The sequence below is a fragment of the Sinosporangium album genome (genome assembly GCF_900100605.1).
Lineage (GTDB): Bacteria > Actinomycetota > Actinomycetes > Streptosporangiales > Streptosporangiaceae > Sinosporangium > Sinosporangium album.
The window spans coordinates 33,161-45,792 of record NZ_FNCN01000029.1 but is presented as its reverse complement, the minus strand read 5'-3'; the positions used below and the strand labels follow the sequence as shown (position 1 = coordinate 45,792).

Below are 12,632 nucleotides of genomic sequence, written 5' to 3'. Positions count from 1 at the left end.
ATCACATCAGCCGACCGGACGCGCCCGGTTATCCAATCGCAAATCACCTGGCATAGGTCTAGGTGCCCGTCAGCCAGTCCGGAGGGTTCCGTCCACGGACGTGGTGCACGAGTTTTCGCTGGTGACAAGCGTGGCGCGCCGAAGGCGGCTGCTCGTCGCGCCGCCCTTAGCCGCCGCCGGGGCTGCGAGGGCGTCGCCGTCGGGACGGACATCTGATCGCCAGCCCGGGAAACCGTCCGACGGTTCGCGCGTCCGATCGAATGAGCTTGATGGCCGATGCCCACCCCACTGCCAGACCGCCACCTGGCTCAACTCAGCCGGGCACATCCATGCGCTGCGTGCCGATCACCGACAGCAGCCGCAACGCCTCCTCCGACGGTGAGCCGGGATCGGCCGTGTAGATCACGACCCGCTGGTCCCTGTCGGTGATGTCGAGCACGTCGCAGTTGACGGTGATAGGGCCGACCAACGGGTGGTTGATGGTCTTGCGCAGGGTCGGCTCAGTGTGTACGTCGTGGGAGGCCCACAGTTGGGCGAACTCCTCGCTGCCGGAGAGGAGTTCGGCCACCAGCCCGACCACTTCGGGATCGTCGGGGTAGCGGGCGGCTGCGGCGCGCAGGTGATGGGCCGCGGTGCGGGCGAACGCATCCGCGTCCGGCAGGCCGTACAGCCGCCGCTCCAGCGGGTGTGGTGGGAGGAAGACGCGGCGCACGAGGTTGCGCTCATGCCGCAACAGGGCGGAGAAATCCTCCAGCAGGGCAGCCGCCAGATCATTCCAAGCGATCACCTCGTACGTTGCGGACATGACGATCGCCGCGGCCTGCGGCAGCCGGTGCAGCAGGTCGAGGATGCTCTGGCGCACCTCTATGGAGGGCCCGGCGGGCGGTCCGGGCGGGGCGCCGGCGAGGTGGTGGAGGTGGTCGCGTTCGGCATCCGACAGGCGTAGGGCGCGGGCCAGCCCGGCCAGTACCTCGCGCGACGGGCGCGGGGCGCGGGCCTGCTCCAGCCGCGTGTAGTACTCGGTCGAGATGAACGCCAGTTGGGCCACTTCCTCACGGCGCAACCCGGGGGTGCGGCGGCGTGGCCCGGCGGGCAGCCCAACGTCGGCCGGGGTGATCCGCTCGCGCCTGCTGCGCAGGAAGTCGGCCAGTTCTCGCCTGTCCATGATCTCCATTGTGAGGGTGCTGCTGCCCCTATCCAGATACCGCCGGTGCCTGGATACGCTCGGTGGCCGGACGCAGGATCGCTGCCATGGACAACACACCGACTACCGACGAATCCACCTCCAGCGCCCTGGGCCTGCTGGCCGGCAAGGTCGCCTTCATCACCGGTGCAGGACGCGGTATCGGCGCCGCCGCCGCGCGACTGTTCGCCCGGGAGGGCGCCCACGTGCTGCTCGCGGCCAGAACGGAGGACCAGCTGAGGGCAGTGACCGAGGAGGTCCGAGCAGCGGGCGGCACCGCGGACTACGTGGTGTGCGACCTGGCCGACGCGACCAGCGTGCGCGCCGCCGTCGACCGCACCGTGGACCTGTACGGCCGGCTCGACGTCGCCTTCAACAACGCCGCGGCGAACGTGCCGCCCGGACCGATGGACCAAGTCCGGGAGACCGACTTCGACCACATCTACGCTGTGACCCTGAAGGGCACGTGGCTGGCCATGGTCGCCGAGGTCGCCGCCATCCGGGCCACCGCCGGGACCGGGGCCATCGTCAACAACTCCAGTGTCGGAAGCCTGACGGGCAACCCCGAATTGCCCGCCTACGGCGCGATGAAGCGGGCCGTCAACAGCCTCACCGAGTCAGCCGCCGTCACCTACGGCCCGGAAGGCATCCGCGTCAACGCCATTGCACCCGGCACCACGCTCACCGAAATGATCCGCGCGTGGGACGACGCCACCCCCGGCGTAGTCGAGCGCCTCAACGCACGGACCCCGCTGCGACGCGCCGCCGACCCCGACGAGATCGCTCAGGCCGCTGCCTGGCTCCTCAGCGACCGCTCCTCCTACGTGACCGGCACGGTCCTCCGGGTCGACGGCGGCATGCAGGCGTGAGCCGAGGACACCCGTTCCCGGGGCAGAGGTCAGAGCCTTTGAAGGCGGCGTCCTGCCGTGAGCGACTCGCGGCAGGACGTCCGATCCCAAGAGGTCAGGTTTCTTACTTCTGGGCCCTCACCGGGGCGCAGTAGGGGCAGGCGGGTGCGGGGTCGATGCAGACTTTGACGCCGTCGCTGTTGTTGGTGGGGTCGAGGTCGAGTTCGCTGCCGGTGGCGGTCGCGGTGTTGGTGGTTTCGGCGACCGAGGTGGCCTTGGCCTTGACGGTCAGGGTTGCCGTGGCTCCGGCGGGGAGTGAGCCCACTGTCCAGGTGTCGCCGGTGTAGGTGCCTGTGGAGGGCGTGGCCGACACGAGGGTGAGGCCGGCGGGGAGGGTGTCCTCGACGACGACGCCGGTGGCGTCGTTGGGCCCGGCGTTGCGGACGGACACGTGGTAGGTGACTGTCCCGCCGACGGTGACCCGTGTGTGTTCGGCGGATTTGACCACGCTCAGGTCCACGGCCGGGTTGACCTCGGTGGCGATGTCGCCGCTGGTGGAGGTCAAGGGCTCGGGCTCGGGGCCGAGCCGGTTCTCGTAGTTGACCGTGCCCTGGTTGGTGACCGTACGGCCTGCGGCGGCCCGGCCGACCTTGACCTGGAACTGCACGGTGGTGCCGTCGGCGAGGGCGTCGCTGTTGGGCACGCGGCCCCCGGCGCTGGCGGTGGCCCCGTTGCCCAGGGTGAAGGTGACCTTTCCGGTGGCGGGGTCGAACTGGGCCTGGTCGTCACCGCCCTGGTCGGTCTTGGCTCCGGCGTTCGGGCCGCTGACGACCTGGAGGGAGCCGGGCACGAATGTGGTCCCCGCCGGGATGGCGTCGGTCAGCCGTACGTTCTCAGCCGCGTCGCCGCCCTTGTTGACGGCCGTCAGCCGGTAGGTGATCACATCGCCGACGTTCACGGGGCCCGGCGGACTCGCGGCCTTGCTCAGGACGACGCAGGGCGCGGTGCCGAAGAAGACATCGTCGAGGAAGTTGCCGATGCCGGGGTTCCCGCCCGCCGCGGAGATGGAGCGGAAGGCGAACCGGGTCGTCGTCTGCCCCTCGGGCACGGTGTAGGTGCCCGTGTAGGTGCCCCACCTGGCGGCGCCGTCGGACATGGTGCCCTGCTGCACCGGGCTCCCTGGAGCGCCGATGTCGAGGGCCATGGTGTCGGTGCCGAGACGGCCCCGGTGGGACAGCCGCCAGTACAGCTTCTGCCCTGGGGTGGTCGCGTGGTCCTGGTAGAGGGTGGCGACCTCGGAGGCGTTCAGTTCGGCGAACTGGTTGCCTTCGATGGACGGAACGCCCATCCGCGGACTCCAGAGTTCGATCAGGTGACTGGGGGCAGTCGTCCGCCAGCCCGGCACCCCGTTCGGGCGGTTCTGTGAGGCGTCGGGGTAGAAACCCCACGGCACACCCGTCACGACGGGGGTCTCGAAGCCGCCGTTGATCAACGCCACTCGCCCCGGGCAATCGGCAGGATTCGGTGCGGTCTGCGCGACCATACGGGTCAGGTCGGCCTGTGCCCGTCCTGGCGCGGTGCCGGCCACCGCCGCGTCGGACAGGGCCGCTGGCAAGGCCGCTGTCGCCAGAGCGATGACCGGGTAACACATCCGGAGGACGCGTTTCATATTGCTGTTTCCTCTCGTCGGGCGGAATCAGACTCCGTCCGCCAGCGCCGTAGGAGCGGCACTGGCACCGCACGGAGACTCGCCCGAAGAGATCATCGAGAGGGAGGCGACACGGCCCACCCTGCCAACTATTGGCGCGATCTTGCTCTCTGCGGAATGTCGGCAGTGACGACATCGGACGTGCTGGGTGTGGATTTCAGCTTTTAGCCGTAGGGTCACCGCGGGGGCACCATGGCGGCGGTGCGGATTCGGCTGACCTGGGTTTCCAGCGCCGCGACGTCGAAAGGTACGGCGAATGCCGCCACTTCGGCGCCGAGCGCGTGGAGCATTTCGACGCCGTCCCAGCTAGCGGCGAACTCCTCGTCGATCGGCTGCACCAGGTCGCCGAGTGCGTCTTCGGCTTTGTGCCGCATGACGAGGATGCGCCATTGGCCGAGGAAGCGGCGGAATTCGCTCAGCCGTTCTCCGGCTTCGGCGAAGCCGGAGACGACATCACGCATAGCCTGGCTGACCTGTTGGGCTTTCGCCGACATTTCCAGCACGTTTTCGTGTACGGCGTCGCACAGCAAGGGCACCTCGTCCAGAGAGGTGGCCGGTGCTATGCCGTCGACGACTTCGGCGGCGAAGGCGGCGACCATGTCGTTGTGCAGGCCGGCGAGGGCGATACGGAATCGCAGGTCTGTGACGTCGGCGCGGAGGGCGGCGAGTGCGGGCGCGAGGCGTTCGAGGGCGAGGACGGCGGTATGGGTGGGTGTGGCCATGACGCGGGCGACGTTGTGCAGGACGGGTGCGTTGTCGGCGACCATTTCGGAGGCGGTTTGGGCGGCGTCCACGGCGCGGTCGAGGCGTCGGGCGACCGCGAGCACTCGGCTGGACGACCAGGTGAGCCGTTCGCAGAGCGTGCGGTAGCCGTCCAGTCGTTCCACGAGGCCGGCGAGTCGTGTCTCCAGGGATCCGGCTCCGGCCAGCACTTCGGCGATGGGGCCTTGCGCCCAGGGGCGGCCGTAGGTCGCGGAGGCCAGGAGGCCTCGGGCGGCGACCTCGGTGGTGAGTGCGGTGGTGAGGAAGGCGTCGTGTGAGTCGAACCCAATCTCGCTCAGCAGGCTTTCGAGGCGTTCCTTGCCGATGAGCGCCACCTCGCGCCTGTTCGCGCCGTGGCGTTGAGCGGCGTCGCGTTCGGCGGAGGCCACACGTTCGTATGCCTGTTTGACGGCTTCGAACAGTTCGCCGCGCGGGGCCATACGCACCGACAGGAAGCCTTCAGCCAGCGGGGTCATGGTGGCGAAAACCCAGTAGCGGCTTCCGTCTTTGGCGAGGTTCTGCACGTAGGCGCCTGCGGGACGCCCGCTGAGCAGGCGGTCCCACATGAGCCGGAAGACACCGGCGGGCATGTCGGGGTGGCGGACGATGTTGTGGGGGGCGCCTGTGAGCTCGTGCAGGGAGAAGCGAGAGGTCCGGACGAAGACGGAATTTCCCGTACGGATTAGTCCGTGTCTGTCGGTGGTGGAGAAGAAAAGCTCGTGCGCGCCGATGGCCTGTTCCACTCCCGTGGGCACAATCAATTCGCCGACACTCATCTTCAACCTCCCGAACTGCCGAGAAACCACTCGGCGGGCGCACCAGCAATTGGTGCCGCTGCCTGTAGTAGACCTCCAGTCCGGGGTGTGCGCAATCGCAAGTCGCGCAGTGTGATGTTCGCCATCGCCATCGCGGCCGGGCCTGCGGGGCATAATGGCGCTCGCCCGGTAGCTTTAGGGACCTTGGCCTCTGGCCGACGACGCGGGAATACGATAGCCGCGCGGGAAACGGTAAAAGGAAACCCGAAAAATGGACCAAGAACTACTTCAGGAAAAACTGTCCGACGCCAGGGTGGCGAGGCTGGCCACGGTGGCGGCGAGCGGCGTGCCCCACATCGTGCCCATCACTTTCGTCGCGGCGGGCGACTCGGTCGTCACCGCGGTGGACCACAAGCCCAAGAAGACGTACGGCCTGCGCCGGCTCCACAACATCCAGGAGAACCCCAACGTGTCACTCCTGGTCGACCACTACGCCGACGACTGGACGCAGCTGTGGTGGATCCGGGGAGACGGCCACGCTGAGGTCCGCGACGGCGCAGGACGGGAGCCCGCCCTACGCCGACTCGCCGAGAAGTACCCGCAATACAGGGAGCGGGCGCCCCAAGGCCCGCTCATCTTCATCACCGTGAGCCACTGGACCCACTGGTCTTATTCGTGATGGTGAGCCTGGCGTCGAGCGGCGCCGGAAGCTCCACCTGGGCGGCTCACTCCCAGCGCCAGCCGAAAACGACCTGCCCCTTTTCGGTCGCGGCGCCGACGCTGCTGTAGGTGGCGACGGCCGCGGCGTTGTCCTCGCCTGTCGCGGTCCACATGCCGTGGCAGCCGCGCGAGTGGCCGAGGGCGCCGAGCGCCGAGACCAGGGCCTTGGCGATGCCCCGCTTCTGGAAGGGCTCTTCGACGCCGAGTTCGTAGACGAACATCTCGGTGCCCTTGTCGGGGTGCGTCATCTCGACGCCGGTGACCATGCCCACAGGTTGATCGTCCACGTAGGCTATGAGCAGATGGTGGCGCTCGTCGTCGAGGAACCGCTGGGTGGCTTCGGCCAGGGGCGTGGAGTCGAAGAGGTGACCTGCGGCGACGACGTCGTCCAGGTCTGTGATACGGCGGATCTTCATGCCTGGAAGTATGGCATCGAGACGCGATAGACGAATCGTTAATCATCAGATGGGCGGCGCCGCGCGTCGCGACGCGCGGCGAAGCGTGAATGGGAGTCGCTCACCATGCCGGAGCAGGGCAAGAATATTCCTCGGACTTCTATGAGGGAGGAAGAGATCGAGGCGGCCCACATCGAAGGACCACCCCGGATCGACGGGAATGTATTCATCGCGGATTACGATTTAGAATGGCCGGCTCATTACGAGCGGGAAGCCGCACGTGTGCGCTCCGCTCTGGGAATCGATGTGCTGCGGCTCGAACACGTCGGCTCGACGTCGGTGCCGGGTCTCCCGGCCAAACCTGTGATCGACATGCTGTTGGTCCTCCGGGATTCGGCCGACGAGCCGGCGTATGTTCCATCCATGGAGCGGGCGGGCTTCGTTCTCGCGATCCGCGAGCCTGACTGGTACGAGCATCGGGTTTTCCGCCGGCCGGGCGCCGATCCCGCCGTGACGCTGCATGTGCTGTCGGCGGGGTGCCCGGAGATCGAGCGGATGCTGGGGTTTCGGGACCACCTGCGCCGCCACGAGGCCGACCGCGACCTGTATGCGCGGGTGAAGCGAGACCTGGCCGGCCGCGAGTGGAAGTATCTGCAGAACTACGCCGACGCCAAGACCGAGGTGGTCGAAGAGATTCTTAGGCGGGCGTTGGGCGGTCAGGCACTGTAGACCGTTGAATTCTGGGGCCTCGCAGCCTGTCCCCAGGCCCGGCGCAGGGTTTCGATCTCTTCGGGAGTGCTTTCCCGGGCGATGTAGGGGATGTCCAGCACGTGGCGTGTCCGCGCCTCCCCCATGCGTTCACGCACGACCGATGCGTCTTTGAGGATCTGCCCGTACAGCGCTTCTCCGTCCATGCAGAAGACGTCGATGACCACGGGGTGGCCGTCGTGGCGTTGCCGTACGTTGTTCTCGTTGAGGTCGATGCCGTCCCACCATGGGGTGTGGGTGCGGTATTCCCCGTCGATCGCCTGGGCGGCACGGCGGACGGCGTCGAGTTCTTCCGGGGCGCCGTCTTCGGCGTTCCATTGCCGGGCGAGTTCGGCAGCCTGGGGTTCTTTTGCGGGTGCGAGGTGGTCGAGCACGGCGATGGTGGCTCCGCCGTCGAGGACCGCGCTGTAGGCGACGTCCGGGAGGTAGGGGTTTCCGGGGCAGCGCCGGCAGAGTTCCAGGAACGCCTCGTAGGCGGGGTCGAACGGGCAGACCCGCGCCGCCAGTCGCCCGTCCGGGGAGCGTACGGCGACGGCCCAGTCTCCGATACCGCAGGGAATCCAGCCGAGGCGAACGAGGTCGGCGAGCGCTTCACGATGGTTAAGACGCTGCCACGGCCGGTTGGCGAATTGAGCCAGGTCTGGAATGATCTGCCTGTCAGATTTTTCCATGGGAGCCATTTCGGTGTGATCCTGTGACGTCCGCGCAGCCTATTCACCCCAGCCGCTTTCTCTCAACAGATTTTCGCGCTTCAGAGCGGTAGGCCCCCGGTGCCCTTTCCCCGCGTCGCCTTCTGGTGGAACCTTGCCAAATGCCGGGCGTTGCCCGCCGCGCCTCCGGCCGTACTCGCTCTCCTGCTGCTCTTAGCGGGGGATGCCACGAGAAGTCTAGATCCGCCTGTGCCGTTACTCTCCCCGGGCAGCGACGCCGCGACCAAGGCATCCCCTTGCAACCCCTCGCCACCCCACCCGTCTCTCCGTCTCCCGGACATATCGGCGACCCGCCGGGTTGAGGCGGCGTGGATACGGCTTGAGCGGTGGTTGGCGAGCAATGCACCGAGGACATATAGCGACTTGGCCCCTCCGGCCGCGCCGCGGGAGCTTGCCCGGTTCGAGCGGTCCATGGGTCTGCGTCTGCCCGATGATCTTAAGGCGTCGCTGATGCGGCACAACGGCGTCATCCAAGGAAGCGGATCCCTGTTCGGCATGATGTATGCGCCGATGTCCGCCCAGGAGATCTACGACGCCTGGCACGCCCTCTGCGAGAACGGCGAGGCCGAGGCAGGCTACCCGGACGCCAACGACACCGACATCGCCCCCGAAGCCTACTGGTGGCACCCCAGTGTCATCCCTTTCGCCCAGGACACAGGCGGTGACCACCTCGTCCTCGACCGGGAAGGCCACGTGGGCGAGTTCTTCAATGACGAGGGCCTCATCTTCGCCGACAACGCCGGACACTCGTCCTATGTATCGCTCCTCGAACGTGTGGCGAAATCCCTGGAAAGCGGCAGGCCATTGAACTTGTGGAGACCTATCGTGACTCCGAACGGCGTCCTGGAATGGGCGTATTAACGCGCATCAAGTATTAACGCGTATTGACCGCTCAGCCGACCTTCGGGCACACCGTACCCGGCGCCGGTGGTTTGAGGGAGATGAGGTAACGGTCAACGGCGTCATCCACACACGACGACCCCGTGTAGTAAGCGGTATGCCCGTCGCCGTCATAGCTGAGCAGTACGCCAGAGGACAGCTGCTTCGCGAGGGACTGCGCCCAGGAGTACGGCGTGGCGGGATCGCGGTAGGTTCCGATGACCAGGATGGGCGGAGCGCCTTTGGCGCTGAGATGGGCGATGCGCTTATCGGCCGGCACAGGCCAGAACGCGCACGGCAGCGACCCCCACATCACCTGAGGACCGAAGTGGGGAGCCGCTTTCGCGGCTTCCCCGGCAGCCTTGGTGAATGCCGACAAGGACGTGGGATAGGGGCTGTCGACGCAGTTGACCGCCATGTTGGACTCGGTCTGGTTGGAGTATGTCCCGTCGCGACGCCGGTCGACCAGCACATCGGCCATGCGCAGCAGCGTCGTGCCGTCACCGCGCAGCGCGTCGGAGAGGGCCTGCCGCAGCGTGGGCCATGAGCGGCGGTCGTACAGCGGCGTGAGGATGCCGAGGGTGACCCACGGCTCGGTGATGTGGCGGCCGTCGCCGCTGCTGTTGCGCAGCGGCGTGGTGTCCGTACGGCGCAGCAGCTCGGTGAGCTCTTTCATGGCCTCGTCGACGGTGCGCCCCCGGAACGGGCAGTCGGCATGCCCCAGGCAGTCCTGCAAAAACGCGCGATAGGCGGTTTCGAACCCCTTGGCCTGCGTCAGGTTGACGTCCATGGACGACAGCGACGGATCAACCGCGCCGTCAAGCACCAGGGCGCGCACCTTCGTGGGGAACAGATCCGCGTAAACCGCGCCGATCATCGTGCCATACGACTTGCCCAGATAGGTCAGCCCCTTGTCCCCCAGGGCCTCCCGAAGCCGATCCATGTCCCGGGCGACGTTGACGGTGCCCACGTACGGCAGAAGCCTGGCCGACTCGCTCTCACAGCCCGCCGCGAACCGCTTCGCCCCCTCCTCATACGCCTTGACCTCCTCCGGTTTGTCAGGCGTGTTGTCCAGGGACAGATAGGCGTCGAGTTCGCGCGGCGACAGACACCGCACCGGAGCCGACTCGCCCACCCCTCGCGGGTCGAAGCCCACGACATCGAACCGCTGACGAACCTCGTCGCTCAGGACGGAGCGGGCCGCCCGCGCATATTGCACCCCGGAACCGCCCGGACCGCCGGGGTTGACGACGATCGATCCGATGCGGTTGGGTCCCGATGCCGGCAGGCGGATCACGGCGATCTGGATCTTCTCGCCGTTCGGCTTGCCGTAGTCGATCGGCACCTGAAGCTTGGCGCACTCGAACTCGCCCCCGCAGGGGCGCCACGCGAGCTTCTGCGCGGAGGGCGGCTCGGCCGCCGGGCTCGTCGTTGTCCTGCCTACTCCCTGCGTGCAGCCCGTACCGCTCACGAAAAGGCCCGCCGCGGCCAGCGCGGCGAGAGCCGGGCGAACGAATCTCATCACGTCTCGCCCGCCCCGGCACTGGGGGACCCGTTGGTCCCGCCGCTCGACGTGGCGGTGCCGTACGCCGCGTCGTGTGCCTTGCGAGGCGCGCAGACGGAGGCCTTGGAGCAGGCGCACCGGCGCCCGCCGTCGTTGAGGCGCACGATGACCGAGTCGGACGGCACGTTGTGGCCGACCACGGTGCCCGCGCCTTCGGGTGTGTCGACCGCGACCCCGACTCGCGGGGTTGAGGCGCGAAACTCCTGATACAGGGGGTGCTCGAACTTGAGACAGCACATCAGCCGCCCGCAGGCGCCGGCGATGCGCAGGGGGTTGACGGGAAGGTCCTGATCTTTGGCCATGCGGACGGAGACGGGCTCGAAGTCCTTGAGGAAGGTGGCGCAGCACAGATCGCGACCGCATGGGCCGATACCGCCTTGGAGGCGAGCTTCGTCACGGGGCCCGATCTGCCGGAGTTCGACCCGGGCACGAAGATTGCGGGCCAGGTCGCGGACGAGAGCCCGGAAGTCGACCCGGTGCGGGGCCGAGAAGTAGACGGTGTAGATGTTGTCCTTGTCGAGGTAGTCGACTCCGACGACCTTCATCGGCAGGGTGTGGCGTTTGATGAGCCGCTTGGACACGCTGCGGGCCTCGGCCCGCCGCCTCCGGTTGCCCTCGTCGCGCTGAAGGTGCTCGTCCTTCGCCGGTCCGGCGCATACGGGAAGGCCGTCGATATCCTCACTCACCCATTGGGGCGCCCACACGCATTCAGCAACCTCTGGCCCCGAATCCGTGGGAACCAGGACTTTGTCCCCCACCTTCGGCGTGTGCCCACCCGGATCGAGGTAGTAAAGCCGCCCGTACCTAGTGAAGCTCACCGCCATGATCATGCCCATGGGCTCGTGCTCGCCTCCTCGGGGCCGTCCGTGGCCTACCCGACTCAAGCCACCATACGCGGATGAGGGCGAGGATCGGCAGAGGCGCACGATCACTCCGGGAAACCCCGATGTGATCATGCGCCCAAGCAGCCGCCAAGCGTCGACAACCCGCCGCGGGGAGCGGTCAGTGAAGCCGCGGCAGGAGCACGGTCACCACGTGATGGGTGACCTCGACGTCCCCGGTGCGGTGCCGGTCTCGTCAGGCCGCCGAAATTCATGGCCGCCGCAGGGACAGCGTCATCGCCTCCACGGCCATTTGCGGGTTGACGTTGGCCGCGAGCCGCTCGCGGCACAGCATGATCGCGTCGACGCGGCGGAGGGTGCCCTCCGGGGTGGACGCCCGGGCGAGCGCCGTGAGGTCGTGGTGCAGGTCGGCGTTGGCCAGTTCGACCCGCGCCCCGAGCTGCACGGCCAGCACGTCGCGGTAGAACGCCACGAGGTCGAGCAGCGCGCTGTCGATGACGTCGCGCTTGAGGCGGGTCGCCCGCGACTTCTGACGCTCCTCAAGCTCCTTGAGCGCCCCCGCGCCACCGCGCACGAGCCCCTTGTTGAGCCCCTTGCCGCTGGACCCCTCGCCGTAGATCTTGCGCAGTTCGGTGGTCTCGGCCTCGTTGAGCACGGAGGAGACCGCGGCGGCCTCCTCCTCCGCCGTCTTGACGAGTTTCTCCGCGGCGGCGACGCAGTCTCCGACGCCGGTCAGCGTGCGGGGGATCGACAGGACGGCTTCGCGGCGGCGCCGTACGTCGTTGTCGAGGGCGAGCCTGCGGGCCCGCTCGATGTGGCCGCCCGAGGCTCTGGCGGCGAACTCGGCGAGGTCGGGGGCGATGCCGTCTCTGGTGGCCAGGACGTGGGCGACGGCGGCCGTCGTCGGGGTGCGCAGGGTCACGACGCGGCAGCGCGACCTGATGGTGATCATCATGTCGTCGGGGGCCGGGGAGCAGAGCAGCCAGACGGTGCGCGGCGGCGGCTCCTCGATGGCCTTGAGCAGCGCGTTGGAGGCGCCCTCCGTGGCGCGGTCGGCGTCTTCGAAGAGCACGACGCGCCAGCGCCCGAGCGTCGGCGCCCCCGCGGCGCGGAGGATGAGCCGGCGGGTGTCCTTGACCCCGTAGGAGAGGCCCTGCGGGCGGACGGTCTCCAGGTCGGGGTGCGAGCCGATCAGCACCTGGTGGCACAGGTCGCAGTGCCCGCACCCGCCGTCGGGGCACAGGAGCGCCGCGGCGAAGGCGCGGGCCGCCTCCTCCCTGCCGGACCCGGGCGGCCCGGTGAACAGCCAGGCGTGGGTCATGCCGGCCCCGCGCCCGCCGGTCAGCACCTCGGCCGCGGCGGAGGCGGCGCGGGAGAGCACGGCGACCGCCTGCTCCTGACCCACCAAATCGTCGAAGAGACCCACCTTCAGAAGGGTAGGCCCTCTCCCCGAGATCCTTTGCCGAATGCCGGACGACCAGTCCCGGATGGGGGACGA

General features: G+C 68.2%; 12 protein-coding genes. 4 read left to right on the top strand and 8 right to left on the bottom strand.

Features of this window, described 5'->3' with window-relative positions; genetic code table 11:
* Positions 1-313: 313 nt before the first annotated feature.
* Positions 314-1,165, bottom strand: coding sequence for a helix-turn-helix transcriptional regulator (locus tag BLQ73_RS23985; protein WP_093173649.1), 852 nt, complete (start codon positions 1,163-1,165; stop codon positions 314-316).
* 86 nt (positions 1,166-1,251) lie between these two features.
* Here BLQ73_RS23985 and BLQ73_RS23980 point away from each other — a divergent pair, with 86 nt between their 5' ends.
* Entirely contained in the window at positions 1,252-2,052 is an 801-nt protein-coding gene (locus tag BLQ73_RS23980) for an SDR family NAD(P)-dependent oxidoreductase (protein ID WP_093173594.1), read from the top strand.
* A gap of 103 nt (positions 2,053-2,155) precedes the next feature.
* Here the strand turns inward: BLQ73_RS23980 and BLQ73_RS23975 are convergent, their stop codons facing one another.
* Positions 2,156-3,700, bottom strand: a complete 1,545-nt coding sequence (locus BLQ73_RS23975; protein WP_218125994.1) for an isopeptide-forming domain-containing fimbrial protein — start codon at positions 3,698-3,700, stop codon at positions 2,156-2,158.
* Between the two features lie 215 nt (positions 3,701-3,915).
* A complete protein-coding gene (locus BLQ73_RS23970; protein WP_093173592.1) occupies positions 3,916-5,277 on the bottom strand; it encodes a PAS domain-containing protein in 1,362 nt (453 codons plus the stop codon).
* A 250-nt stretch (positions 5,278-5,527) separates the two neighbouring features.
* Between BLQ73_RS23970 and BLQ73_RS23965 the strand changes: the two genes are divergently transcribed.
* Positions 5,528-5,935, top strand: coding sequence for a TIGR03668 family PPOX class F420-dependent oxidoreductase (locus tag BLQ73_RS23965; RefSeq protein ID WP_093173590.1), 408 nt, complete (start codon positions 5,528-5,530; stop codon positions 5,933-5,935).
* Between the two features lie 46 nt (positions 5,936-5,981).
* On the opposite strand, the gene BLQ73_RS23960 is transcribed toward BLQ73_RS23965, so the two are convergent.
* Positions 5,982-6,392 (bottom strand): GNAT family N-acetyltransferase, encoded by a 411-nt coding sequence (locus BLQ73_RS23960; RefSeq protein ID WP_093173589.1) that lies wholly within the window; start codon positions 6,390-6,392, stop codon positions 5,982-5,984.
* A gap of 105 nt (positions 6,393-6,497) precedes the next feature.
* Between BLQ73_RS23960 and BLQ73_RS23955 the strand changes: the two genes are divergently transcribed.
* On the top strand, positions 6,498-7,100 hold the full coding sequence (locus tag BLQ73_RS23955) for a GrpB family protein (protein WP_093173587.1): 603 nt from the start codon (positions 6,498-6,500) through the stop codon (positions 7,098-7,100).
* On the opposite strand, the gene BLQ73_RS23950 is transcribed toward BLQ73_RS23955, so the two are convergent.
* Entirely contained in the window at positions 7,088-7,810 is a 723-nt protein-coding gene (locus tag BLQ73_RS23950) for a hypothetical protein (RefSeq protein WP_143020408.1), read from the bottom strand. The two genes, BLQ73_RS23955 and BLQ73_RS23950, sit on opposite strands and share 13 nt — an antisense overlap.
* Positions 7,811-7,909: 99 nt before the next feature.
* Here BLQ73_RS23950 and BLQ73_RS23945 point away from each other — a divergent pair, with 99 nt between their 5' ends.
* The gene (locus BLQ73_RS23945; protein ID WP_338056649.1) at positions 7,910-8,710 is read left to right on the top strand and encodes an SMI1/KNR4 family protein; all 801 of its coding nucleotides are present in this window, start codon (positions 7,910-7,912) and stop codon (positions 8,708-8,710) included.
* Positions 8,711-8,741: 31 nt separating this feature from the next.
* On the opposite strand, the gene BLQ73_RS23940 is transcribed toward BLQ73_RS23945, so the two are convergent.
* The 3 genes from BLQ73_RS23940 to BLQ73_RS23930 all read right to left on the bottom strand — a co-directional run bounded on the left by BLQ73_RS23940 (position 8,742) and on the right by BLQ73_RS23930 (position 12,560).
* A complete protein-coding gene (locus tag BLQ73_RS23940) occupies positions 8,742-10,250 on the bottom strand; it encodes an alpha/beta hydrolase (RefSeq protein ID WP_093173581.1) in 1,509 nt (502 codons plus the stop codon).
* On the bottom strand, positions 10,250-11,122 hold the full coding sequence (locus tag BLQ73_RS23935; protein ID WP_093173645.1) for a PSP1 domain-containing protein: 873 nt from the start codon (positions 11,120-11,122) through the stop codon (positions 10,250-10,252). The genes BLQ73_RS23940 and BLQ73_RS23935 overlap by 1 nt, the downstream gene beginning before the upstream one ends.
* 262 nt (positions 11,123-11,384) lie before the next feature.
* Positions 11,385-12,560: a DNA polymerase III subunit delta' gene (locus BLQ73_RS23930; RefSeq protein ID WP_093173579.1), complete on the bottom strand. Its 1,176-nt coding sequence runs from the start codon at positions 12,558-12,560 to the stop codon at positions 11,385-11,387.
* Between the last annotated feature and the right edge of the window lie 72 nt (positions 12,561-12,632).